We start from the raw sequence: 26,558 nt of genomic DNA, 5'->3' as shown, positions 1-26,558 counted from the left end.
TCCGCTTCAGGCACTTATTCAATATAACGAACCTCCCTTAATCTGTCAACTATTTTTCCCAAATATTTTGGGACTGTTTCTCACTCCTTATGAAAGCCTTACATAATAAGTGTTATGGGCTATAGTATTCCTGAAAGTCACTAAGGAAGCAATAAATTTGTGAGGAATTATGGTGTTTTGCCGCCCTGGCTGGTTTTAGATCCATTGTTGCATGGTTGGTTATTGGAGGATATTGGCAGGGGCGATCGCACAACAAATGCGCTACTGGTAGAAGATGTGACGCTAGGCTCTGCTAAATGGATAGCTAAGGCTTCAGGGATAATTACTGGCTTACCAGTTGCAGGTAGGGTATTTAAGATTTTGAATGAGAAAGTCAGCTTCGTGGCGGTGGCGACTGAAGGTGCATGGTGTGAACCGGGACAGGTAGTAGCTGAAATTCATGGTTCACTGGATGCCCTGTTGATGGGGGAACGGGTGGGGCTCAATTTGGCTATGCGGTTGAGTGGAATTGCTACGCTGACTAATATATATGTAGAGAAAATTGCTGATTTACCTGCTCAGTTGGTTGATACGCGTAAAACTACACCAGGGCTGAGATTGTTGGAAAAGTATGCGACTGCTTTGGGTGGGGCGATTAATCACCGCATGGGTTTGGATGATGCGGTGATGATTAAGGATAATCACATTGCGGCTGCTGGGGGAATTGGAGAAGCTGTTACCCGTATTCGTTCTCAGATTCCTTATCCCTTGACTATAGAGGTTGAGACTGAAAGTTTAGAGCAGGTGAAAGAAGCTTTGGAGCACAACGCTGACATTATCATGTTAGATAATATGCCTGTGGATGTGATGGCTCAGGCGGTGCAGTTGATTCGCCAGCAGGATAACCGGGTGAAAATTGAAGCTTCGGGGAATGTGACCTTGGAAACGATTCGTGCTGTGGCAGAAACTGATGTTGATTATATTTCTAGCAGTGCGCCGATTACTCAGTCCAAGTGGTTGGATTTGAGTATGAGGATTGTACTTTAATATAATGAGGCGAATCATTCTACTACAAAGTTGGCGTCATGTCGCATTTTTGGAGGATCAAAGCTTCTCCCAATAAATTTTCGATTCCTTTGTGGGTATTTTTCTGATATTTATGGCTATTGACGAACATCTAGTTTTTAGGTTCTTCAGTACCTGTTATGCCAAATTATTAGTTAGACATCAAAACTAGGCTTGAAAATAAAGCTCAAAAGCCCAAATCACTACCAAAGCCTTAAAACATTAGTAAATAATGTTCATTTTTATTATTTAGTAAGGGTTTCTTGGTTTTTGTGAAGGTAATTTAGCATGATATTTAATGAAGATCCAACTTTTATAAAGATATAAGGCGGCTAAGAGGTACTCTTCCAGCACTTAAATCAAATCTTTAATTCATACACCAAAAGCACAGGCTATTTTTTAAACAGCAGTCAGATAAACCATATCGCTCCCCGGATGTCGGGCGTAACTTTTCACATGTTGTAAGTAGATAGGCTAGATAAAACCAAACTATGTAACGAAAAGTAAAATATCTGTATTTGGTTCGTAGTTGCGCTGTCTTGCGCTTTAGCGCAACTACGAGCCGGTGATAATTATTTGCGCCCACTTACTTAGTTTATTTGGACATCTTTAGCCACGTCTGTGATTGTCCAACTTGTTTCTGCTGGAAGTTTTCTAATATTTAGTCTAACTAGCTCTATTTTTATCTTGACAAAGGCGAGATTCTACTATTTAAAAATTAATTAGGTAGGATTCCACCTACTATATGAACAACATCAAAAACGATCGCTCCTCCAGCCTGAAAAACTAACAGAGCGATCGCTATCTTCAGTTTTGAAGCCAAGCGTAGGAGTTACCCCCATACTTAGGTTAAAGGTTGATCACCCTCTCCGTGTGGTAGCAGCCCTGCCTCTGTCCGTGGTGCAGACATGATTTGCTTTTGCTGTTCTTGTAGCCAGGTTTCAAAGAGTTCATTCAGCATTCGTACTTTCATAAATTCATCCAGTTGTGCGGGGATAAATTTTTCCAGCCGCAAAATCACGAACCAGTCGGCGATGCGGGTCGGGGGCAATATCTGACCTGGTTGACTGCTAGATAGCATTTGCACCATTACCGGATGTAGTGCATTCAGTTCAATTGGGCCTACTAAGCCTCCTGTTTGCGCTTCTGGCCCGAGTGAATATTCACGCGCCAAGTCAGCAAAAGAGTTTTCTTTTGCCTGAATGCGGAAGTAAAGTTCTTGGGCTATTCCCACATCCTGGGTTCGCAGTAGAGAATAAATTACTTTGTCTAGTTTTGTCTTGGACTGAAAAAAGTAAGATTCCAGTTTATTACCCCAAGTAGCTTGCTTGAATTTTTCAATTTTAAGCTTACGAGTGATAATAACTTCTAGTTGTTCGGGAGTCAGCCCTTGATGTGCCATCCAAGCCTGGATGTCTTCTTCATTTTTGAACTGTTTTTCAGTGTAAAACTGCTGTTTAGCTTGGGCTACTTCCTCAGGTGTACATTCTATTGGTAGCTTGGCGGAGCGTGAGTTTTGCTCTATCGCCTCATCAATGATTAATTCGCGCTGCAATTGTGGCAGCATTTGGTAACTCGCCAGTAAGGAAATCAGTTCACTAGCTGTGATTGTACGATTACCGATTTGGATCGCTTCAGTCATTAGCTTTCGGCCATCTCAAAGTATCTAGTTTGTTAAAGAAGCTAAACTTTAGCCCATTCATTGGGAACTTTTGTTTTAATCTTACCGACTTAGGTAGGGAACCTGACTTTCGTGATAATTAAATAGTGCCTTTAACATACTCTAAAATATACAGTTTATATGAGTTTTTATCAAAGATTCTACGTAAATACGACCAGATGTCAAGAAAAGGACAAAGGTCAATGACTAATGAGACTTCTCGCCATTGCAACTTAGAAGAGGAAGTTATCAAACTGAGCTAGGGTGCTTTGAAATAACCCTCTCCTAACAAAGGTGTTTTTAGTTAACCAGAAATATTCACTCTATAGCGAGTCTCATTTGAATGTGATTTTTCCGGTTATCTTTTTGCTAGAGCAATGTCTACGACGGGCTGCGCCTACGCTCACTATACCTCTATCCGAAAGTCCTATTATGTATCCCCCAACCAAAAATTCTAAGGTTTACAATGACTCTAAATAATTCAAAAGATCCGCCATTTCTTGGGCACTAGGTTGGAATTTTGGCATTGGCGGGGTTTCGCCACTGATCACCTGGCGAATCAGTCCATATCGAGACTTGTGCTTTGAGACAGCTTGCAAACTGGGGCCTACTCGCCCATCTGCTTCCAAGCCATGACAACCAGCACAGTTAATTTGAAAGATCGCGTGTCCTTGAACTGGGTTTCCTGTTAAGGATAGAACACTTTTGACATATGGATCGGAGGCTTGAACCAACTGAACACCAAAAAAGCATAAAGGGACTGCTAGCAGTATAGCCAGCGTCAATAAAACGATCCTCTGAATCAAAATTTCAGGTTTGGTAATCTGGTTATCCAAAAGATTTGCTATGAAAATCTAGGTGTGCTGAAAATTTTTCATTTCCTACACATAGCTTAAAAGTTCTTGATTGTGTCTGCAAGCACAGAAGACTATTTTCTTGTGGACAGTCGCCTTTCAAAAAGGCTGTAGGGCGCAGGATTCATACGAAATTTGGTAAAATCAAAAACAGGCAACGAATATTTAATAATTACAAAGAGGAGATTTACAGTGGTTGAACCCCTACTATCAGGTATTGTCCTTGGTCTAGTTTTCGTCACCCTTGCTGGACTGTTTTACGCTGCCTATAAGCAATATAAGCGCCCCAATCAGTTGGGGGGGTAAGCATTGCTGAGTTTTGTTAGCGGATAACTATGGTTGAGCCAGTGCTGAGTTTTGAGTGGGAAAATGAGGGGGATGAGGGGGACAAAGTAAAATTTTCTCCTCCTGCTCCTTTGTCTGCCCCCTCTTTTCTCATTGCACAATTCTATAGAAAGTAAGTGATGTGTTGCCGTAAACTTTCTCGCGGCAAATTTCCCAATCGGGAATTTCTGGTGGTGTCCAACCTTGTGAGGCGTGTTCAACTGCGATTTCACCGCTAGAATCTAAAAGTTGATAGTGAGCGATCGCTTGTAAAACTGGCTGGTACAATTTACTAGCATAAGGTGGATCAAAGTAGATTCTATCGAATTGCTTGCCTGATAAAGTCTTTAATTCTTGGACAATATCTCCCCGCAATACCCGAAGTTCTTGTTCGGCGTTAGCTACCTGCTGCCAATTTTGTTGGATGGTGGCACAGGCTCGGCTTGATTGTTCAATTCCTACTACTAGGCTGGCTCCTCTACATAAAGCCTCTGCGCCCATTGAACCAGTACCGGCGCACAAATCTAGCCAGCGACAACCTGCAATTTCTCCCTGCCAAATATTAAACACTGCCTCCCTGACCCTCGCACTGGTGGGTCTAGTTTCTTTTCCTGGTAAAGTTTTTAGCTGGCGATTACCGTAAATTCTCAAGCTCATTGGTTGTTAGTCATTAGTTTGAGACAAAGGACAAAGAACAAATGACAAAAATAGTATTAGGCAGGAATTTTTTCGCGGACTTGAGCAACGAAATTAGATAGGATTTGCAATCCAATATTAGAGGATTTTTCGGGGTGAAATTGGACTGCCATCAGGTTTTCGTGGGCGATCGCAGCTGTGACAGTTTGAGTACCGTGAGTGACGGTTGCTGCACGGATTAGCGGATCTATTGGGTCAACATAGTAAGAATGCACAAAATATACCCAAGGATCGGACGGTAAATGCTCCCACAAAATACTTTTTGGTTGAGTCATTTCCAGTTGATTCCAACCCATGTGAGGAATAGTGATGTCAGGTTCTGGGCGAAACCGCCGCACTTTTCCTTTGATAATTCCTAGTCCTGGTTGGATACCTTCTGCACTTGATTCAAAAAGAATTTGCAATCCTAAACAAATTCCTAAGAAAGGTTTACCAGATGCGATCGCTTCTTTTATAGGTTGTTCCAAACCACGCGATCGCAGGTGTTGGACTGCTGGATCAAATGCTCCCACCCCCGGCAGAACTATTGCATCTGCCTGCTCTAATTCCTTTGGAGAATAAGTAACTTTAGGAGTTGCTCCAGCTTTTTCCAAGCCTTTGCAGACTGAGTGCAAATTTCCCATCTCGTAGTCTACGACCGCAATTACTGGCATTCACCTGCTCCTTGTAAATTTATTATGGAGGGTTTTTCTATTCTAAATAATATTTGTTATGAAGAAAAGAATTCTATTAATTTCTTTTGACATTTTGCTAAAAGATCAACACTCGAATTTTTCTGATGATTTATTATTTGAAGTTACCAAACTTGATCTGATACCAAGTGACTTAAGTTTTTTACGCCAGTTACCCATAGATGTGCAACTTGCCAGGACTCAGGTAATGGAAAAAATAAATGCAATCCAACCTGATTAGATCATCTGTTGTGACCAGCCTGTAAGCCGTACATAATTAAGTGGGGAAGTAGTTGCTAAGTAAGTAGGTGAGAATAAATCAAATTAGATTAAGTAATGTAAAAAATATTGAGATTATTTTGTAGTGAGGACTTCAGTCCTCAAATCAGGGCTTCGTCCCTGACTATAAACTTTTAATTATTTACACTTACTAAATTTACCAATTCCTGTGCAGGGATTGACACCACCCCTGAATGGTCGGTCTACATTGATCAGATTGCAAAGTAATGGCACTGTCTATGCAGCTAGCCTAGCGATGTTTGCACGGGTTAATCCCGATGGCAGTGAGCGATCGCCTACTTTACAAGAGTGGCAAAATTTACTAGATAATGGTGATTTGGCTGGGCCACGAGATAAAGCGCCCACTCCCTTATAGGAAACTGGCAAACCAAGATTATTTATGGGCGTGTTGCCGGAGTGGCTGGAGGTTCACGATGGAGAGCCTTATTAGTAGATAATCCTAAAGTCAGGTATCTGACTATTCCCCAGCGTGGTCAAATGTTTTCCTACGCTTTGAGTAGCCTGCATGGCGGTACATTAGGAACTGGTCAAATTCAAAGTGCTAATATGCTGGTGCGCTATCCTGACACCGCATATCGCGCTCATGGGAATTATGGGATTCAATATAATCTCAAGTTACCGCTATACAACAATATTCAAAGTCCTCAAACTGTTAGTGTGTCGATACAAACACCACTCAAGGAAAATCAATTGGGAAAAGCGGGGTTACGCTTTCTTAGTACACCAGGCCGTCAAGTATTCTTTCGAGGTACGGTGCGAGTACGTTATAAAGATGGGCAAAATCAGCCGCAGACTCAGTTTGTGCATTTAGTGCAAAAGAGAGGTCAACTAGGGGAACCTTTAGTTTTATTAAAGATGAAAGCAGGCGATCGCTCTTTAGTAGAAGTTGACTTTCTCTATCCGCCGGATGCTACACCACCGCAAGTTTTAACAGTTTCAACTCAAGCTGAACCTCGGTAATGAGTCAGTCCCTTCCCTACGGGACGCTGCGCGTAGCAAGATCCCCGAAGGGGTACGGGGAAGTCAAAAGTCATGGGTAATGGGTAATAGCTTTTCTCCAATTAAGTAAGTGGGCGCAAATAATCATGACTGGATCGTAGTTGCCCTAAAGCGCAAGAGGGCGCAACTACGAGCGAAATACAGAGATTTTACTTTTCGTTACATAGTTTGGTTTTATCTTGCCTGCCTACTTACCTCAAACTCTTATTTCTCCGTGTCGCGCCAGTTGCTTCTCCCAAGCGGAGAACCGCTTGGGACAAGTCTCTTAACCGCAAGGGCGCACAGGCTTCTCTGCGCCTAACAAGGTTCGATTTTCCGTTACCTGTGCGTAAGTCCTGTAATGGTTATTAAAGCCTATGGTCATGGATAACTTGTTCGAGGCGATCGCTTATACCAATTTTAAAAATGATTGCGACAAATGGACAGAGAAAACCCAGATACACCAAGCGGTTTCCAATCCAAAATCTAAAATCCAAAATGGTATTACCTAAGACGGCGGTCAATCCGATCAGTGAATTAAGTTCTTCATATTGATAAGCTTTTCATCCCAAATTTCTGTATTTAGGGTGAATACTTATTCCGCTCCCTGCGTTCCAATAGAAATAGTAGACTATAGCAGGCAATAAAGGGACGGCATGGCAACCGATCAAAAAATCAATCAGGAAACTGAGTTAAATTCGCTCCAGCCGCTTATTGGAATCTTGATTTTGCTGGTAGAGGATGAGCCAGATATTACAGATTTGCTCACCTTCATTTTGGAAGCAGCTGGTGCAGAGGTGATGGCTTTAACCGATGCAGAAGCAGCCCTTGCCTTGGTAGAATCACTTCATCCTGATATTCTGCTGTGCAATGTGAAATTGCCCGATCATGATGGAAATTGGTTAATTGAGCAAATTCGAGTGCATTCTTGCCTATCCTTAAGAGAGTTGCCTGCGATCGCTATCACTTCTTATACACGGGAAGTTTCAAGTCATAAGGCTTTGAATGCTGGCTTTAATCGATTTTTAGTCAAGTTTGAGAGTCCAGAGGAAATCGTAGGTGAGATTCTTCACCTGCTATCTACCGATCTTTAAAAATAAATTGTACTAATAGGTGCTGGAAGTACACCCATAACAGGTTTATTATTTATTCGATCGTTAGATCATATCCAAACACTTATTTGGCCTTGTAAGTAGAGCGGTGTGAATAATTCAACGTTTGTAGTGAGTTAGTGCGGTCTTGGCGATTTTCCCCATGAGCGACTAACGAAGCCGTTGGGTGAGGAATCAAGCCGGTCACTACGAAATAATATCAAGTTTTTTTACATTACTTAATCTAGTTTGATTATTCTCACCGTCTTACTTAAAGTGCCTAAAATTACAGCCAACTAATTTTAAAACATCCTCTTAAATTTGAAAACCTTTTGCTGGTTTTTTTTGCCCTTTGCTCTTGGGCTTGGATTTGTTAACTTCTCCTAAAGCTTCTTGAAATAAATTGTGTAAATGTATAGGGACGCTAGCAATTTCTGGTAACTCTGGCTCAATAGGTTTATTGAATTCTTGTAAAAGTGCGTCCAAGTCGCTTTCAATACGAAACTCTGGACGTTGCAGAACTTTTTGCAACACATTTTCTAATTTACTTGGATACTGTTGCGCTAATCGATGCCAAATAAAAGCATTAATACTTTTATCTTCAAGGTAATAGCGAACTAGTTTTTCAGCCCCTTGAACACTTTGCCAGTCCTCTGCCGATAAAATTGCTTGTACCTTACTATATGTTGGTAAAAACATTTGTCCCCAACGGGGATGAGAAAGAGCAGTTACCTGTTCTGCTTTCTTGAGTTCAGGAGGCAAATCAACCTTTGGCATCACCATTTTGCTATTACTGCTTTTGCTGTTAAACATCTGAGAGACTACGTTGGAATCAGCACCAAATTCTTCTGCTGCTGCTTTGATTTCATCCTCTCCAATACCAGCTGCTTCTGCTACTTCAGCTAAGGATTTAGAAGTATCAATTCCTGCTTCTGCAAAGCGCTTTTCAGTAATTAATTCTTGGAATTCTCCTATTTTTTTATTAAGCTGGTATCCAGATAGTGTGATTTCATCAGTGCCAAAAAAACCTACAAACTGCTGATGATATTGTCCTACTGACTGCCAAGCTTCTTCTAGCAACTCTGGAGCATCGCTGTAAAGATTACTTTTATAGTTTTCTTTGAAATTACCAATTGCTACAGCAAGTTTTGGTTTACCTAATTTACCCATTATTGTGTAGGTGCCAGAAAACATCCAGTAGCTATCGGTAACAGGAGAAATGCGAGTTAGTAAAATTTCTCCTACTTTCAACCGAGATATTGCCTGTAATGTTTGAGTATTATTTGGCTTGACGATGTAGTGTTTATCTGTCAACCAGTTCGTCAATTCAAAGCCATCAGGGAGGATATTGGTAATGGCAAATAAGCCAATAAAACTATGATGCCAGCTGTTGATCAGGTTGCGATCGCTTTCTTCTAAATCTGGATGGCTTTCGATAAACAACTCTAATGGAGACTTATCACCGACTTTCCCGGCTGTCAGAAAGCTATCGATAGTTAAGTCCTGCTGCGTACTATCCCCACTTCCACGGCGCAACTGTGCGGCTGCATAAGTTTCCAGTGCTTGTGCTAGTTCGCCTTCAGCGTCAAGGACAAAATCAACTAAGGCTTGTTTTAATTGGTGCGATCGTTCTAATATGACATCCACAAGTTAATCTCTCGGTGCAACAGATGTAGATTATAGCTCTTAAGATAATTACAACATCTAGCTATTGCTAGATTTATGCGGATTTAGCTGTAAAGCTTCTTTTAAACTAGATACAAGGCATCACACAAGGTCATTACAGATGGTTGCAATTCCAAATTCTAGCTATATTTCCCCAGAAGACTATCTCAAAGGAGAAGAAAGTAGTCCTATCAAGCATGAATATAGACAGGGACAGATTTATGTAATCGCAGGGGCAAATAACGCCCATGTAATTATTTCTCTTAATATTGCTTCAATGCTGAGAAATCATTTGCGCGGGAGTGGATGTCAGACTTATATCTCAGACACCAAAGCACATATTGAGTCGATTAATATCTATTACTATCCCGATGTCATGGTAAGTTGTGACCAACGAGATAGAGCTTTTAACAACTTTCTGCGTTATCCTTCGTTAATTGTAGAGGTGCTATCTCCGACAACAGAAGCCTTTGACCGAGGTGATAAATTTGCTGACTACCGACAGATAGAGTCACTTCAGGAATATGTACTTGTGAGTCAAAGTCGGTTAAATGTTGAGTGTTTTCGCCGCAACTCAGAGAGACAATGGGTACTTTATCCCTATGGACAACAAGATATCATTCATCTGACAAGTGTAGATTTTCGGTGTGCTGTTGCAGATTTATATGAGGATGTTACTTTTGAATCGCCGTAATTGACTGATTGGAATTGAAGGGTTTTGGATAAACTACGTTTTAACAATTTAAAATCCAAAAAGTTGATGTTGGGTTTCACTTCCCTACGGGACGCTGCGCGAACGTTCAACTCAACCTACAAATCTTCTTAACTGAGCTGAAAAGCTGGTAACTTTCTTCTTCTTACTTCTGCCGCCTTTTTTCCTAAGGAAGGTGGATTAAAATAAGATGCAAAACTTCATCCTGTCTCTAGCTTCCCTCTCCAATATATCGGAGAGGGATTGAGGGTGAGGTAAACCAGTGACATAAATTGTATGTTATTTAATTCTTATTCCTAATTGACATTAAGGGTTATGTTATGACTCAAGCTAATTCTGAGGTAAAAGCAAGATGAATCTCGACGTTTTGATCCAAGAGTTGACTGATACTATCAAAAGCGGAACTGAAGAAGACATATTAAAACTAATGTATTTCTCTGACAAGACATTTGAAGGGTTTAATAATGCAGGTGCAGGCAATCTATTCAAGAAAATGCTCTTACTTCCATTTATTGGCTTTAAGGATAAAGACTTGCAAGTAACAATAAATGATGTTGAACTGTCAGAGTCAGATAGAGAGAGATTTTTAAAGACGCTTGCTGACAAAGTACAGCTTGAGTGTATTGCTAATCTTACCTATCAAGACGAATATAAAAATATTTCAGCTTCTGCTCCTATTAGTAAAATTGGTGATACATATAAGCTAGTCTTCTTTTAAGCATCTAAGAATACTATCAAGTTCGGATGAATACTTATCATTACGAACGAAGTGAACTAATCGCAGAGATTTTGTGATTGCTTAACTTCGTTGCGATCACAAATATATAAAAGCTAGCTATCTGTACAGTTGCTCATTGTGTATTTTTAGAGAGCAAAATAAAAAGGCAAAAGAAGGTTTTCTTTTGCCTTTTTAGTTTTTACCTTTTAATAGAGACGGTAAATTTCAAGTTTCTATTCATCATCGAAATCATCTTCGTCGTCTTCCTCTTCTTCCTCGTAATCGTCGTCGTCTGCGACTTCATCGGCGATTAATTCATCTTCATCATCTAGAACTGACCTTTCTGCACGTCTGCTACCAAAACCAGATTCCCCAAGAGTAGGAGAATCTAAATTATAGGTGCGAGCTGTGCGGTCATCTAAGACCATATCCAGGGGATCATCAACTTCATCCAAGACACTACTGATAATTTCAGCAGTATAGTCTTCAATCGCACCGGGTTCATCATAGGTATTATAGCCAGTACCAGCCGGAATCAATCGCCCGATAATCACGTTTTCCTTTAATCCTCGCAGCCAGTCGGATTTGCCTTCGATAGCTGCTTCGGTAAGTACCCGTGTTGTCTCTTGGAAAGACGCGGCGGAAATAAAGCTGTCAGTGTTCAACGATGCTTTAGTGATACCCAACAATACTGGGGTATACTGTGCCCTAGCACCGCCTGTAATTGCCATAGCTTCGTTTACCTGCTCAACTTGGCGCAGTTCTACCAATTCACCAGGAAGCATAGTGGTGTCACCACCATCATCAATCCTGACTTTGTTGGTCATTTGGCGAACAATGACTTCAATGTGCTTATCGGAAATATCAATCCCTTGAGATTGATACACCATTTGCACTTCATTCACCAAGAATGACTGTACCTTCTGCAAAGCATGGCTAGCACAAGCATAGATTCCATCTTCGGAACCCAGGCTAAAGAAGATTTCCAAAATTTCGTGGGGATTGGATGGTCCATCGGTTAATGGTTGTCCCGCTAACACAGTCGCACCATCTGGTACAATCAAGTTTTGTCCTGGGCCTAGAGGATAATCTGTTACTACGCCATTTGATTCTACGACCTTGATAGCGATCGCTTCATCACCACTTTCAGCGTAAACTACCTTAACTTCACCCCCCCGGCGACATAAAATGCACGCTTCTTTTGGTTTACGAGCTTCAAGTAGTTCCTCAATCCGGGGCAAACCTTGAATAATATCTCCGGTTTTGGCGCGTTCAAACACCAACAACACCAAGTTATCACCCCGTTGTACCAAATCGCCGTCTTCTATCTGCAACACAGCACCAGGGCTGACGCGATAAGGGCGACCGATACGGCTAGTAACAACGTAGTTTTTAGTACTTAGGGCTGATTCCCCACCAGATGCAGCAGTGGCACTTTTGATATCCACTACTTGCCCTGATTCTGGGGCAAAAACTCCAGGAGCAAGTTCTGTACCTTCTACTAGCAAGTCACCCACTTTCACTTTAGGCTGAGTACTAGTATTAATGGTAAGCCTGTCAGCGTCGCGCAACACTAAGCAGCGACGCACGTTTTCGGTTCCTTTGCGGACACCCCGCACTTCCCCGCCTTCTTTACACAAGATTTGGGTACGTGCGACCACAGACCCAGGGGCAATGGTAAGCCCATCTTGTACCTCAAGTGTGGTTTGGGTGCTACCTTGGGTGGCATCGGCGGTAATGTCTCGACGAATTACCAAGGATTCCAAAATTACCAGTTGTAAACGTTGAACTTCTGGGTCTTCAGTATCCTCTACTAATTCAATATCTGCTGCAAGGGGCGAAGCATTATGGTCTTGTTCCCCTTCTTGCTCAATTTCCAACACCAGCTGGGTTCGCAGAAGTTCCACCCCTTCAACAGATTTGACGCGTTCCGAATCTTTGTAAGGTAGTCGCTGCACAGCCCGCAACTGAATCGATCGCCCGGTTTGTTGGCTCACCGATGTAGTTGATGGCACATCTGGATTATCCGGTACGGCAAACTCAACTACTGGACGACTCAACAGGGCGGGTCCTTCTGGTGTCTCCACATACTGGATATAACGTAATTCCGTGGCTACGTTGCCTTGGAATTCCTCACCTGGTTGGATGAAGGTGTTATCTCGCCCGATAACTGATTCTGGATCGTCCACCATCAGCAGTTCCCCTGGCTTCACCACAACTTCCCGCAGGATGTCGTTTTTCTGGGTAACTTCTATCACACCACTGTTTTGGCAGAAGATATCTTTTACTACCTCGGTGCCAGCTTCTACAAACTGACCGTCTTCTACCAACAGCAAGGAGATATCTTTATTAACTTCGTGGCTTTCTTCGGGAATCCACAAAAGGGTACCGCCCTGGACGACTTCATAACCCAGCTTGGCTTTGCCTTTTTTCTGGACTTCTACACCGGCGAATTTCAGGAAACCACCAGTGGTTGTCCGATAACGGTCATCAATTAACTCAGCTACCACTTGACCATTTTGCACTTTTGTGCCTGGGGTAGCCCGGAGGTTAAATACTTGGTTGTTGCCAGTGGAGACTAAGTAGTTATTGCGACCTTGGGAACTTTGGACTGTCACCGTAGCTTGGTCTAGTACCACAGAAGCAGTGATAATTTCAATTTCCCTGGTACTCTTACCGGGGGTAGCTTCTGGCAAGCGCACGACACCACCGTGCAAACTGCTTAACTTGGTTTCTGCTAAAACTCCATTAGAGGCGATCGCATCACCATTTTTGACAATCAATTCTGCACCAGGCGGCAAGTTATAAACTTCCCCAGACAAAATCCAAATCAAACCACCGCGTGCAGCTGTGGTTGTGGTATTACCTTGACGGTCAGTTTTTTGTTCTGGAACTACTTCAGCAAATTGCACTTCCCCTGCTAAGTCAGAGGCAACATCTTTAACTGCTTTTTCTGTATTAGTCCGAGTTGTGCGTCCACCAAGGGCAACCTCTGCCAACAACTGACCTTGTTTTACCTTATTTCCATCAAATACATATAGTGTTGAACCTTGGGTAAGATGAACCTCTTGGTTCTCTGGGGTAACATCACCTACTTTTGTTGGCTCTAAAAGCATGATGCCATTAGCCTCAACATAGAGGGCATCTTCCCCGTGGCGGGTCCGATATGTTCTGGTCTTCAGTTTGCGCGGAAGTTTGACAGTCCCATCGATTTTAGAACGAACTTGTTGCGCTACTTCTCCGGTAAACACCCCACCAGTGTGGAATGTCCGCATGGTTAGCTGAGTACCAGGTTCGCCGATACTTTGGGCAGCAATAATCCCCACAGCTTCGCCCAAGTCCACCATCTTGGCGTGGGCTAAACTCCAGCCGTAGCAGTGTTGACAGACAGAACGTGCGGCTTCACAAGTTAGGGGACTTCGCAGCCCAACTTCTGCCACCCCAGATTTTTCAATTTTCTTCGCCAAGTCCTCAGAAACTGGGGTATTGCGTGGTGCAATTACTTCTTTTGTCACCGGATGCAACACATCTTCGGCAATTACCCGTCCCATCAAGCGGGTTCCTAGAGGGATCAAGGTTTTGGCACCTTCTGTCATTGGCCGAATCGGAATTCCTCTGGTGGTGCCGCAATCAAATTCCCGAATAATCACATCCTGAGATACGTCCACCAAACGCCGGGTGAGATAACCAGAGTCAGCCGTCCGCAAGGCAGTATCCACCAATCCTTTTCTCGCACCGTAAGACGAAATAATGTATTCCGTTACAGTGAGTCCTTCACGAAAATTGGTTTTGATGGGCAAATCGATAATTTCGCCTTGAGGATCTGCCATTAATCCCCGCATTCCCACTAATTGCCGCACTTGAGAGATGTTACCCCGTGCGCCGGAGAATGCCATCATATATACCGAGTTCAGGGGATTAGTCTTTTTGAAGTGAACGACAACTTCATCTTTCAAAGCTTCACTAGTACCATTCCAGGTATCAATTACCTTTTGGAAACGTTCTACTTCAGTAATTTCTCCGCGTTGGTAACGGGTTTCGGTAGCGCGAATTTCTTCTTCAGCTGCTTCTAAGAGCAATCGCTTAGTTGGTGGCACCATCAAGTCATCTACACTGATGGAAACCCCAGCTTTGGTAGCGTAGCGAAATCCTAAATCTTTCAGTTTGTCCGCCATCACTGCGGTTCGCGCCGTACCATAATGCGTAAAAGCCCAAGAAATTAAATTTCTCAGTTGACCCTTATCAACCACGCGATTGCGAAAAATCATTTTTTCGTTAGTCATTAGTAATTAGTCCTAAATTAATAGTTAGGAGTTAGGAGTTAGGAGTTATTAATTACAAACTCCTAACTCCTAACTTTTCACTCCTCACTTTTAGCTTGCAAGTGCTTCCTGAATAGCATTGTTGTAAATAACGCGACCAGGTGTTGTGTATATATACTGCGAAAGTACATTACCCTTACCGTCTAGTCGGACTCGGCGGAACTTATAAAGTAATGTACGAGTCCCATCCTCGTTTTCCGTCACTTTCACAGGTTCTGTATCCGGTTCGTCTGATTCTATTTCACCGTCAAACCGGACATATATATACGCGTGCAAGTCAATTTGATCTTGCTGGAAAGCCATAATTACATCCTCTAGCGAAAAAAAGTAATTTCCTGCCCCTTTTGTCGCACCCGGATTTTCTGCTGTTAAGTAATAGGCTCCCAATACCATATCTTGACTAGGCGTGATGATGGGTTTACCCGTGGCTGGTGACAAAATATTGTTAGAAGCCAACATTAACAACCGCGCTTCCGCCTGACTTTCTAATGACAACGGGACGTGTACCGCCATTTGGTCGCCGTCAAAGTCGGCGTTAAATGCTGGACACACCAGAGGATGCAGTTGAATTGCTCTACCTTCTACCAAAATCGGTTCAAAAGACTGAATACCCAAACGGTGCAACGTTGGTGCCCTATTTAGCATCACAGGATGTCCTTCAATCACTTCTTCCAGCACATCCCAAACACTGGGGTCATTACGCGATATCAGCTTTTTCGCAGCTTTGATATTATTTACCATGCCGCTACGAATCAGGCGGTTAATCACAAATGGTTGAAATAGCTCAATTGCCATTTCTCTAGGCAAACCACACTGGTGAATTTTCAGCTTTGGCCCGACCACAATTACAGAACGTCCAGAGTAGTCAACCCGTTTTCCTAACAAGTTTTGTCGGAAACGTCCTTGCTTACCCTCAATAATGTCGGACAAAGATTTTAGGGGTCGGTTATTTGCCCCTACCACAGTCCGTCCCCGACGACCATTGTCAATCAAAGCGTCCACTGCTTCTTGCAGCATCCGCTTTTCGTTTCGCACAATAATCTCTGGTGCTAAAATTTCCTGCAAGCGTGCCAAACGATTGTTGCGGTTTATTACCCGCCGATACAAATCATTCAAATCGCTGGTGGCAAACCGTCCGCCATCTAGCTGCACCATTGGCCGCAAGTCGGGGGGAATCACGGGAATGACTGCCATTACCATCCACTCTGGTTTGGAACCAGTGGCGATGAAGTTGTCAATCACCCGCAGTCGCTTAATTAGCTTGGCTCTCTTTTGTCCCTTAGCATTGCCAATTTCTTCGCGTAGGCTTTCCGCTTCTTGTTCTAAATTAATATCGGCAAGCAAACGCAACAGCGCTTCAGCACCAATACCTACCTCTACGCCTTGCAGCACAGAGTCTTCGCTATAAATTTGGTCTTCTATTTCCAACCACTGGTCTTCACTCAGTAGCTGTTTGTAAGTTAAAGTTTCGGCATTACCAGGACTCAGGACAACATAAGAGTTGAAATAGACAATCTGCTCGACATCCCGCAAGGGCATATCTAACAGGATGGAAATATAGCTAGGAATACCTTTGAGATACCAGACGTGAGCTACTGGTGCGGCGAGTTTAATATAGCCCATGCGGTGACGACGCACCCGTGACTCGGTGACTTCTACCCCACAGCGCTCACAGACAATACCTCTGTGACGAACTCTTTTATACTTGCCACAATGGCATTCCCAATCTTTCGCAGGGCCAAAAATGCGCTCACAAAACAAGCCATCCATCTCTGGCTTGAGAGTTCGGTAGTTAATCGTTTCTGGCTTGGTAACTTCACCGACTACTTGACCATTGGGCAATGTTCTCTCGCCCCATTGGCGAATCCGTTCCGGGGAAGCCAAGCCGATTTTTACGTAGTCAAACTGATTAGTTTGGGCAGGTCTCATCTTTGTAATTCGTAATTCGTAATTCGTAATTAACAATTTCTAATTCGTAATTAATAATTTTTAATTCGTAATTCGCAATTAATTCTTCAATTACGAATTACGAATTATCAATTACGAATTATTCGTCTTCTTCCAGCGATTCGCGGGAAAGAGATTCATAAGTTGGTCGAGGAGGTGTGCGACGGGCTGATTGGTCTGCCATCAAATCGACTTCCACATCTAGGGAACTGCCGTCTGTTTGGGTTTCTACCTTGTGTACGGCAATGTCTAACCCCAATGATTGCAACTCGCGCATTAGCACCTTAAAGGATTCTGGAGTTCCAGGTCGAGGAATTGCCTTACCTTTAACGATCGCATTTAACGCTTCATTCCGTCCTTGCATATCGTCAGATTTAACTGTGAGCAATTCCTGTAAGGTGTAAGCTGCACCAAAGGCTTCCAATGCCCACACTTCCATTTCCCCAAACCGTTGACCACCTTGTTGTGCTTTACCACCCAAGGGTTGCTGAGTCACCAGTGAGTAAGGCCCAGTTGAACGGGCGTGGATCTTATCATCCACTAAATGCACCAGTTTCAGCATATAAGCCACACCGATAGTGATTGCTCGGTCAAAGGGTTCGCCTGTACGACCGTCATACACCATAATTTTGCCAGGATTATCTGGGTTATATACCCAGTCTTTCCCTGTTTCGTCTCGTGCTTCTTGCAATTTGCCATGTACGATTCGGCGCGATGACTCTTCACCGTACATTTCGTCAAAAGGAGTAATCTTAAATCGCACTCCCAAGGTCTGACCAGCCCAACCTAATAAGCACTCAAATACTTGTCCGACGTTCATCCGACTGGGTACACCCAAGGGGTTGAGTACAATGTCCACTGGTGAACCATCGGGTAAATAAGGCATATCTTCCGCCGGTAATATCCGAGAAATAATCCCTTTATTACCGTGGCGTCCTGCCATTTTGTCGCCAACCTGGATTTTGCGTTTTTGGGCAACATACACCCGGACGACCATATTGGCTCCTGGTGGCAGCTCATCGCCTTGTTCACGAGTAAACAAGCGCACGTCAACTACGCGCCCTTTTTCACCGTTGGGAACTCGCAGAGAATTGTCTCGCACATCCCGCGCTTTTTCACCGAAAATTGCCCGCAATAATTTTTCTTCTGGCGGTTGGTCAGATTCACCTTTGGGCGTAACTTTTCCTACCAAGATATCACCAGCTTCTACCCATGCCCCAATGCGAATGATTCCCTGTTCATCCAACTGACGTAAAGCATCTTCCCCAACGTTGGGAATTTCTCGAGTAATTTCTTCTGGCCCCAGTTTCGTCTGTCTAGCTTCAATTTCATATTTTTCAATGTGAATTGAAGTGTAGACATCATCCTGCACGAGTCTTTCAGAGATTAAAATCGCGTCTTCGTAGTTGTAGCCTTCCCAAGGCATATAAGCAACGACGATATTTTGTCCCAGTGCCAATTCACCGCCTTCGGTGGAAGAACCATCAGCTAATACCTGACCTGCAACAACTCGTTCACCAATGCGGACGAGAGGTTTCTGATTTAAACAGGTGTCTTGGTTTGAGCGTTGATACTTGGAAAGGGTGTACTTAATTTCGGGGGTATTAGGTTTAGGACGAACGCGAATTTCTGTAGCATCCACATAAGTGACATCGCCATCAGTACGCGATACAATCACCATCCCGGAGTCTCTTGCTCCTTGAGCTTCCAAACCAGTACCCACCAGAGGACGTTCTGGTTTGAGCAAGGGTACTGCTTGCCGTTGCATGTTCGATCCCATCAGCGCTCGGTTAGCGTCATCATGCTCCAAGAAGGGAATCATGCTGGTTGCTACCGACACAATCTGTACGGGAGATACTGCTACGTAGTCAACCTGTTCTGGTGTTGTGGTGGAAAATTCCTGGCGATAGCGGACTGGCACTTGCGGCCCAATAATGTGTCCGGTTTCATCTACAGGAATATCTCCCGGAGCAACCCGCAGGTCGTCTTCTTCATCGGCTGTCATATAGGCTGGAGGCAGATCAAATCTGACTCGCCCATTTTCCACAGGTCTAAATGGTGTTTCTAAGAACCCATACAGGTTAACGCGTGCATGGGTTGCCAAGGAGCCAATCAATCCGGCGTTGGGGCCTTCTGGCGTTTCAATGGGGCAAATGCGTCCATAGTGGCTAGGATGAATATCTCGCACGGCAAACCCAGCGCGTTCGCGGGTTAAACCACCAGGGCCAAGGGCACTTAGACGGCGTTTGTGGGTCAGTTCTGCTAGGGGATTGGTTTGATCCATGAACTGACTTAATTGGCTCGAACCAAAGAATTCTTTAATTGCTGCTACCAATGGTTTAGGGTTCACCAAGGACGCGGGGGTCAGCACTTCCGCATCGGATACGGTCATCCGTTCCCGAATTATTCTCTCTAAACGGTTTAAGCCTACCCGTACTTGGTTTTGCAGCAATTCCCCGACGCTTCTGACTCGACGGTTGCCTAAGTGGTCAATGTCATCGATATTACCGATGTCATATTCTAGGTTGATCAGGTAATCTACGGCGGCCAAGATATCACCCGCAGTCAACACGCGCATTGTGTCGGGAACAGAAAGGCGCAATTTCTTGTTGAGTTTGTACCGTCCAACGCGACCAAGGTCATAACGTTTCGGGTCAAAGAAACGCGAGTCTAGGAGTTGTTGTCCACCTAATACTGTCGGTGGTTCACCAGGACGCAGTTTCCTATATAACTCCATCAGAGCTTCTTCTTCGGAGAATTGCCCTTCTTTTTCGATGGTCTTTTGGAAATACTCTGGATGGCGTAAGGCGTCAAATATTTCGTTGTCTGATAACCCTAAAGCCTTTAGGAGTACCTGCGCTGAAAGTTTTCGGGTTTTGTCGATGCGTACCCAGACCAAATCGTTACGGTCTGTTTCAAATTTCAGCCATGCCCCCCGGTTGGGAATTAAGCTAGCTGAATAAGTACGTCGCCCGTTTTTGTCTATTTCTGATTTGTAATAAACCCCTGGCGATCGCACTATTTGATTGACAATTACCCGCTCGGCTCCGTTAATAATAAACGTGCCGCGATCGGTCATCAAAGGCAAATCACCAATGAATACCTCTTGCTCTTTAATTTCCCCGGTTTCCTTATTAATCAACCGTGTGGGAACATACATTTGGACGGCATAAGTACTATCCCGCCGTTTGGCTTCTTCGACGCTGTACTTTGGCTCTTTGAGTTTGTAGTTATGACCCAAAAAGTGCAGTTCTAATTTGCCCGTATAATCTGTAATAGGACTAAAGGAGTTAAGTTCTTCTATCAACCCTTCTTCCAAAAACCAGCGAAAGCTTGAGCGCTGGATTTCAATCAAGTCGGGCAACAGAAAGGCGGGTTCCATATATGTTTCTTTGGTCATGCCTCTACCTTTGTCAACCTGGTTAAATTTTTACTTAGACACTGCTGTTTAACGCTTCCCACTGCTAGCCAGTGTCCGTAGCTGTTTGGGAGCTTCTTCTTACGCACCTGAAAATAGCAGGTGTGGGCAAACGCAGCGATTAAAGCTGGAATGAACAATTTGGACAAGGGGGTAATTGCCCGGAATCGGGGACTCAGACGCCAAAAAACCACCATAGTCTTGATTTAAGAAGAATATACAGTTGAGATATTCCTGAGTTTTGTCTACTTTCTTCATTTCCCCTCCAAAAAGCGCGTTAATTTGCTGACGCAGCTCTAGACGGTGTGTCTTAAATCCACCCGGCTATTTATACTCTCAGTGATATCTTAGATATCCTAAGACTGAGGGAATGATCCGCACCTTGTCGGCTTTGAATCAGAATCACTTCATTTGGCTGGATTGTACTCACAAGGCAATTTCGTTTAACGATTTTGAATAGGTTCGATAGACGCCAAGCCGATGTTGTGCAATCTTGCTCAACTTGGGTTGGCACAGTTAGTCATGTGTGGAGAGCATCCGCTTGTAGAGATTTGGAGGATGACCAAGCCGATAACAGTACGAAAAATTAGGCTCAGAAATTTTAGGTTCCTTCCTTTATCATTATGGCGCAAGCAAAATGTTTTTGAGGGAATAATATTAACATATTTTCCCTGCCTAGAGTTTTATTTTTTTTAGCACAACCGAATAAAAGAGAATTATTGCACAGTTTATATTGACAGACCAAACAATTCACAGGCATTCTGGGTGGTTTGATGCGCGATCGCCTCTACCGTTTCCTGACGCAGTTTAGCTAGTTGCTCGGCTACATATTGCACGTAGGCAGGCTCGTTGCGCCTCTCCCCTCGTTTCGGAACTGGGGCGAGAAACGGGCAGTCTGTTTCAATCAGTAGGCGATCGCTACTCACCATCGCCGCCGAGGATTGGATCGCTTTGGCGTTTTTGAACGTTACCGTCCCGCTAAAGCTGATGTAGAAGCCTAAATCGAGAAACCATTGAGTTTCTTCTGGCGTTCCTCCCCAGCAATGCATGACGCCCCGCACTCTTTCTCCTTTAAGTGAGTGCCATTTTTGCAACACTTCTCTAGTTGCCACAGCAGCATCGCGGCAGTGGATAATCACTGGTAAGTTGAGTTCAGATGCGATCGCTAACTGGGACTCAAACACCATCAGCTGATGCTCATAGTTATCAGCTTTGTAAAAATCCAGCCCCATTTCTCCAATTGCTACCACACCAGAGTCAGAACTCGCTAAAGTTTTGATTTTATCGGCTGTCTCGTTATTCCATTTTTCAGCATCTAAAGGATGTAATCCTACGGCAAAGCTGATTTCGGGAAACTCGTGCGCTATCGATTGAATCCGGAAAAACTCCTCTGGGTGAACACAGGAATGTACTAAACGTACTACTCCTGCTTCTTGCCACCGCGATCGTACTGTTGCTAAATCCGGCTGGAAACTATCAAAGTTGAGATGAACGTGCGTGTCTATCAGTTGCATTCTTTGCCCTTTCTCATTGGTCACAAATTATTAGCCCCGATCACGACTAAGCATAAATGACCCTCCGGGTGAATCTTTACTCCTGCGATCGCTAAACTGCTCAAGAGGTAAACCACACCAACTAATCATTTTAATTCCCTCATCTGACAGCCCTGCGGTGGAAGGCTTGATAGGAATATACTAAGTGTTGTGGAAACCCTCAAGACTGCACTGGCCTGCCATTACCCCTCGCATTTGCTACTAGTTACAATATTTTTCTGATTTTCGCAACACACTGGCTCTTTGAGTCAGAACAGGTCACTAACTCATCAATGACTATTGAGCAACTGCTTGAGTTAAGGGTTTTAGTTTCTGAGCCAACCTCGACTTTTTCCTTGCCCCATTGTTGGGATGAAGGACACCCCGTTTGGTCGCTTTATCAATTTTGGCGTAAGCCTCGGATAAGCGAGCTTGTGCTTCTTGTTTTAATTCTGGGGTAGGATTAGCTGTATAGACAGCTACAGCATTAATGTATTTCTTCATCAGCGTCTTGACTGCTGATTTGTAAGCTTTGTTACGCAGTCGGTTACGTTCTGCGATTTCGGCACGCTTGAGAGAAGACTTTGTATTCGCCACAGTCAATTCCAAAAATACTATTAATATCTACACACACTACTAGACTTACTAATATAGCATCCAAATTGCCAATGTTATAATTTCCTAAAAAAAATCTATCATTGGAAATTCGGTACTGGAGATTGGGGAAGATAGTCCTTAGTCGCCAGTCGTTAATTTGGTGTGTCGTCAATTTAGGAAATGCGTTAAAATAAGGTACATGAAATAAAATAGTCATCCTAACTCATCACCTGGTTAAGCAATGTAATTGCCAATATAATCAATCTGTTCCTAAAACGGGTGTATTGTCAAAGGCAAGGAACTGTAAATAGCTAAATTTCAGGGGTTTCAAAGTATAGAAACGACACTATATTATCGTTTCTGTACAGATTTTAACTAGTAAAAGTTAGGAAAATAAAATTATACTCAGACTATACCCCCTGTAAATCTGGGGAATTGGATGTGTAAATACACCATCTGCACCCCGCAAGGAGTGAGGATAAGGGCGTAAGAGTAGCAGGAAATGGCACGCCTGCTTGCTGCTGCTAGCCTGCTAAGGCTGGTTGGACTGAGCAATTAAGTGGCCTTCTCAAGCAAACAATATGGTGGCAAGCTTGAGAGTATCAAAAAAATCCAGGTTAAGCTAGAGAAGAGAATTAGAGTCAGCTTGCACACCCCAGTGGGTCAAGAGCAATACTAAATCTCAGGTATGAATATTATAATTTTGGCATTGTCCTTACTCCATGCTGCGAATCATTACTCAGCAGGCAGATGTTAGAGCAGAACTACAACGGATCTGCGATCGCACCCATGACGAACAGGTGCTTCACAAAGAAGCAACGGTGCGGGAAGTTTTGCAAGCAGTGAAGCGCCAAGGCGACAAAGCTGTTTTGCATTACACAGCCGAATTTGACAAACAAACCCTCAAAGCTGAAGAACTCCGAGTCACAGGCTCGGAACTAGATGCAGCCTATCAGCAGGTGTCAAAAGAGTTGTTGGGCGCAATTCGGCTAGCTTGCCGCCAAATTGAAGCGTTTCATCGTCAGCGAGTCCCAAAAAGCTGGGTACACTTTGGCGACGATGAAGTAGTGCTGGGCAAACGCTACACCCCCGTAGATCGGGCGGGGTTGTATGTGCCTGGTGGCCGTGCCGCTTATCCCAGTACAGTGCTGATGAATGCAATTCCGGCTCATGTTGCTGCTGTACCTCATGTGGTGATGGTGACACCACCAGGGCCAGGGGGTGCAATTAACCCAGCAGTCTTGGTAGCTGCCCAAGAAGCAGGAGTGCAAGAAATTTATCGGATTGGGGGCGCACAAGCGATCGCCGCTTTAGCTTATGGCACAGAAACAATTCCGAAAGTAAATGTGATTACTGGCCCTGGTAACATTTATGTCACCTTAGCGAAAAAACTTGTCTATGGCACTGTTGGCATTGATTCTTTGGCAGGCCCAAGCGAAGTGCTGGTGATTGCCGATGAAACCGCAAATCCGGTGCATGTAGCTGCTGACTTGCTAGCCCAAGCCGAACACGATCCAATGGCGGCAGCAATTTTGCTAACAACGGATGCGGGTTTGGCAAAAAACGTGCAATTAGCCTTGGAAAGACAGCTAGTGGATCACCCACGGCGAATAGACACAGAAAAAGCGATCGCTCACTACGGCTTGATTGTCCTTGTGGAATCGCTCGAAGCAGCAGCAGAACTCTCAAATGAATTTGCCCCCGAACACCTAGAATTAGAAATCAAAGACCCTTGGTCACTTCTACCACAGATTCGCCACGCTGGGGCAATATTTTTGGGTTGCTCCACACCAGAAGCTGTAGGAGACTATTTGGCAGGACCTAACCACACCTTGCCAACTTCTGGTGCTGCCCGCTATGCTTCGGCATTAGGGGTGGAAACTTTCCTCAAACACTCTAGTATTATTCAATACTCCCAAACTGCGCTGCAAAATGTGGCTGGTGCTATTGATGTGCTAGCAACAGCAGAAGGTTTACCTTCTCATGCTGATTCAGTACGCCGCCGAATTCAGCAAGAAGAGTGATTTAGAATGGTTAATTTTTTCTTATAAGGGACTTCTAGTTAAAAAAATCCCATTGTAGGGTAGCACAGATGTCATACGTGTCAACTTAACGTAAAAGTCATGTCCCGCAAAGAACTTTAGTTTAAGGCGGGTAAGGAAGCCAACAGTGAAGAGTTATCAGTTATAACTCTTCACTTATTTAACTACGCTAAACTACCCTAACGCACGCCATTTGCTATCCTGATCTTCAGTTGACCTTTAAACGTCCACAAGTCGGGCATTGCCGACGGTAGTTTCTGGGAGAGGGTTTTCCTGTCCTAGAAACTCCTGAAAAGCTTCTCCAGACCAGTTCCTATAATGCAATACGCTTAGGTTAAGCCAGAAAAATAAATTTCCGTAGGTTGGGGAGCCACTGTGTTGAGCGGGTTTCCCGACTTGTTCGCGTAGGGTCTCCCCCTGGGAGAAGCAAGTCGCGTTTGAGCAACGAAACCCAACATTTTCAGCTATTTGTTGGGTAACACGAATGTTCAACCCAACCTACAATTATCCTTAACCCAAGCGTATTGTGCTAAAATCGGCCACCATGAAACTCACCTATGGCAGAGCCTCAAACATATAAACTAATTGGCAAATAAAAAATTGGTTTAGTGTCGTTGCCGACGGTTTTGCTAGATACTTATGTAAGGGGTCTACTTATTAGGAGACGAGAGCGGTGCTAAATAGTGTTTTGGTAGCTCTGGACGGTTCGGAAATTTCAGACCGAGTAATTCAGACTTTAGATAATTTGGCGTTGTCAAAAGATGCCAAGGTTATTCTCTGTCATGTATTTCTTACGCCAGAATCAGAGATGGAACTACCCGCCGATCGTCCTCAGCCAGAGTCACCAACATTTTCTTATTTTCATGTTGAAAAACAGCTGCAATCTTATCAGGAAAAGTTATCAGTCCCAAGCGAGTTAGAACTGGTAACTGGCGATCCTGCCGAAGAGATTATTCGCCTTGCCAATATTTATAAAACTGACTTGATTATAATTGGTAGCCGGGGATTGATGGGGATGAAGCGAATTGTCGAGGGTTCTGTTAGCAGTCAAGTTGTGGAAGAGGCTAATTGTTCGGTGTTAGTTGTCAAACCAAGGTAAAAATTTGTCAGGGGAAGCAATAGACATCTCCAGAAATTAAATATGCGTAACCTGAAACCCTTGTATAGACGCGAAATTGCACTTCGTGCCGCTACGAAGAAAGCGTCTCTACATTCATTGTCGGAGATGTCTAATGACTATAACCACGCCAAAGCTCACTTTTGAAGAATACCTGAAATATGATGATGGCACTATAGCTTTTCGCGATCAAATGAGGTTCATCAGAGCAAGCAAGGAGCTTGCTCTTAGGGGGTTGGGGGTAGGGTTCCAATACTGCTCGGTTAAGGAGAAATAAACCAACTTCTTCATCACACGAGAACATAATCTTGTTTATTTTAGTCCCTATTTTTCCTTAACCGAGCAGTATTGCATAACGCTTAATTAGCTCAACAGAACAACCCCACGGATAAATCTGTGGGGTTGCGACTATTACCGCAAGGCGGAATTAAAATAATCCTTTTTAGCGCCGCACCGTGTGCAACTTTCTTTCAAACCTAACCCCCCAGTCTCTTCCCTGTAAAGCAAGGGGAGCAAGAATCAAAGCCTTTTTCCGTTTCGGGGCTACGGTGTACACACAAGTCGAATTACCCCCCTTAATCCCCCCGATGTATTGGGGGGAAAGAAGAAAAAAATCTAGTTCTCTCCCCTTTATAAGGCTAGGGTATACGCATAAGTCTTACCGCAGCCATATCTTTATTAATAATCTCGCACTGCATTTCTATTCTGCCTCGGAATCAATTCTGAGTCTCATAGCTGAAGTCCACAAAGCGTGAACTTCAGCTAAAAGCCAAAAAACTTTAGTTCTGGGCGGGATGTGGGTGAGTGTGATAGTTTAAATCTGACAAAAATGTGTGTAAAAGAGTTGAAATTTATGTAGACAGCACTTGT

General features: G+C 43.7%; 19 protein-coding genes and 1 pseudogene. 10 read left to right on the top strand and 10 right to left on the bottom strand.

What is annotated here, in order from left to right; genetic code table 11:
• The first annotated feature begins 159 nt into the window (after positions 1-159).
• Positions 160-1,026 carry a carboxylating nicotinate-nucleotide diphosphorylase gene (gene nadC, locus V7K32_RS02085; protein ID WP_334989872.1) on the top strand — a complete coding sequence of 289 codons (867 nt, stop codon included), beginning with the start codon at positions 160-162 and terminating at the stop codon, positions 1,024-1,026.
• An 862-nt stretch (positions 1,027-1,888) separates the two neighbouring features.
• Here nadC and V7K32_RS02080 read toward each other — a convergent pair.
• A complete protein-coding gene (locus tag V7K32_RS02080) occupies positions 1,889-2,686 on the bottom strand; it encodes a peptidylprolyl isomerase (protein ID WP_334989870.1) in 798 nt (265 codons plus the stop codon).
• A 479-nt stretch (positions 2,687-3,165) separates the two neighbouring features.
• Positions 3,166-3,540 carry a cytochrome c gene (locus tag V7K32_RS02075; protein ID WP_334989868.1) on the bottom strand — a complete coding sequence of 125 codons (375 nt, stop codon included), beginning with the start codon at positions 3,538-3,540 and terminating at the stop codon, positions 3,166-3,168.
• 210 nt (positions 3,541-3,750) lie between these two features.
• Here V7K32_RS02075 and petG point away from each other — a divergent pair, with 210 nt between their 5' ends.
• On the top strand, positions 3,751-3,864 hold the full coding sequence (gene petG, locus V7K32_RS02070) for a cytochrome b6-f complex subunit V (protein ID WP_063721252.1): 114 nt from the start codon (positions 3,751-3,753) through the stop codon (positions 3,862-3,864).
• 129 nt (positions 3,865-3,993) lie between these two features.
• Here petG and rsmD read toward each other — a convergent pair whose 3' ends face one another.
• On the bottom strand, positions 3,994-4,539 hold the full coding sequence (rsmD, locus tag V7K32_RS02065; RefSeq protein ID WP_334989866.1) for a 16S rRNA (guanine(966)-N(2))-methyltransferase RsmD: 546 nt from the start codon (positions 4,537-4,539) through the stop codon (positions 3,994-3,996).
• Positions 4,540-4,595: 56 nt separating this feature from the next.
• Positions 4,596-5,231, bottom strand: coding sequence for an imidazole glycerol phosphate synthase subunit HisH (gene hisH, locus V7K32_RS02060; RefSeq protein WP_334989864.1), 636 nt, complete (start codon positions 5,229-5,231; stop codon positions 4,596-4,598).
• A 58-nt stretch (positions 5,232-5,289) separates the two neighbouring features.
• Between hisH and V7K32_RS02055 the strand changes: the two genes are divergently transcribed.
• The 4 genes and pseudogenes from V7K32_RS02055 (at position 5,290) to V7K32_RS02040 (ending at position 7,621) form a co-directional block, all read left to right on the top strand.
• On the top strand, positions 5,290-5,490 hold the full coding sequence (locus tag V7K32_RS02055; protein ID WP_334989862.1) for a hypothetical protein: 201 nt from the start codon (positions 5,290-5,292) through the stop codon (positions 5,488-5,490).
• Positions 5,491-5,676: 186 nt separating this feature from the next.
• A pseudogene (locus V7K32_RS02050) lies at positions 5,677-6,509 on the top strand (DUF3370 domain-containing protein); the annotation flags it as partial.
• A 401-nt stretch (positions 6,510-6,910) separates the two neighbouring features.
• Positions 6,911-7,039: a hypothetical protein gene (locus V7K32_RS02045; RefSeq protein ID WP_334989860.1), complete on the top strand. Its 129-nt coding sequence runs from the start codon at positions 6,911-6,913 to the stop codon at positions 7,037-7,039.
• Between the two features lie 144 nt (positions 7,040-7,183).
• On the top strand, positions 7,184-7,621 hold the full coding sequence (locus tag V7K32_RS02040) for a response regulator (RefSeq protein WP_334989858.1): 438 nt from the start codon (positions 7,184-7,186) through the stop codon (positions 7,619-7,621).
• 312 nt (positions 7,622-7,933) lie between these two features.
• On the opposite strand, the gene V7K32_RS02035 is transcribed toward V7K32_RS02040, so the two are convergent.
• A complete protein-coding gene (locus V7K32_RS02035) occupies positions 7,934-9,265 on the bottom strand; it encodes a hypothetical protein (protein WP_334989856.1) in 1,332 nt (443 codons plus the stop codon).
• Between the two features lie 139 nt (positions 9,266-9,404).
• Here V7K32_RS02035 and V7K32_RS02030 point away from each other — a divergent pair, with 139 nt between their 5' ends.
• Positions 9,405-9,977, top strand: coding sequence for a Uma2 family endonuclease (locus V7K32_RS02030; protein WP_334989854.1), 573 nt, complete (start codon positions 9,405-9,407; stop codon positions 9,975-9,977).
• Between the two features lie 370 nt (positions 9,978-10,347).
• Positions 10,348-10,713 (top strand): hypothetical protein, encoded by a 366-nt coding sequence (locus V7K32_RS02025; RefSeq protein ID WP_334989853.1) that lies wholly within the window; start codon positions 10,348-10,350, stop codon positions 10,711-10,713.
• 233 nt (positions 10,714-10,946) lie between these two features.
• Here the strand turns inward: V7K32_RS02025 and V7K32_RS02020 are convergent, their stop codons facing one another.
• From V7K32_RS02020 to rpsT, 5 genes are all read right to left on the bottom strand, one after another.
• Positions 10,947-14,996: a DNA-directed RNA polymerase subunit beta'' gene (locus V7K32_RS02020; protein WP_334989851.1), complete on the bottom strand. Its 4,050-nt coding sequence runs from the start codon at positions 14,994-14,996 to the stop codon at positions 10,947-10,949.
• 90 nt (positions 14,997-15,086) lie between these two features.
• A complete protein-coding gene (locus tag V7K32_RS02015; RefSeq protein WP_334989850.1) occupies positions 15,087-16,964 on the bottom strand; it encodes a DNA-directed RNA polymerase subunit gamma in 1,878 nt (625 codons plus the stop codon).
• Between the two features lie 118 nt (positions 16,965-17,082).
• Complete coding sequence (gene rpoB, locus V7K32_RS02010) at positions 17,083-20,382, bottom strand: DNA-directed RNA polymerase subunit beta (protein WP_334880328.1); 3,300 nt, start codon at positions 20,380-20,382, stop codon at positions 17,083-17,085.
• 746 nt (positions 20,383-21,128) lie between these two features.
• Entirely contained in the window at positions 21,129-21,914 is a 786-nt protein-coding gene (locus tag V7K32_RS02005; protein WP_334989890.1) for a TatD family hydrolase, read from the bottom strand.
• A 315-nt stretch (positions 21,915-22,229) separates the two neighbouring features.
• A complete protein-coding gene (rpsT, locus tag V7K32_RS02000; RefSeq protein WP_334989848.1) occupies positions 22,230-22,529 on the bottom strand; it encodes a 30S ribosomal protein S20 in 300 nt (99 codons plus the stop codon).
• Between the two features lie 722 nt (positions 22,530-23,251).
• On the opposite strand from rpsT, the gene hisD reads away from it, so the two are divergent.
• Complete coding sequence (gene hisD / locus V7K32_RS01995; RefSeq protein WP_334989846.1) at positions 23,252-24,553, top strand: histidinol dehydrogenase; 1,302 nt, start codon at positions 23,252-23,254, stop codon at positions 24,551-24,553.
• 691 nt (positions 24,554-25,244) lie between these two features.
• Positions 25,245-25,670 (top strand): universal stress protein, encoded by a 426-nt coding sequence (locus V7K32_RS01990; RefSeq protein WP_334989844.1) that lies wholly within the window; start codon positions 25,245-25,247, stop codon positions 25,668-25,670.
• Positions 25,671-26,558 lie beyond the last annotated feature (888 nt).

Origin of the sequence: Nostoc sp. (genome assembly GCF_036917635.1) — a bacterium.
GTDB lineage: Bacteria > Cyanobacteriota > Cyanobacteriia > Cyanobacteriales > Nostocaceae > Nostoc.
This window is presented reverse-complemented; position numbering and strand designations above follow the sequence as displayed.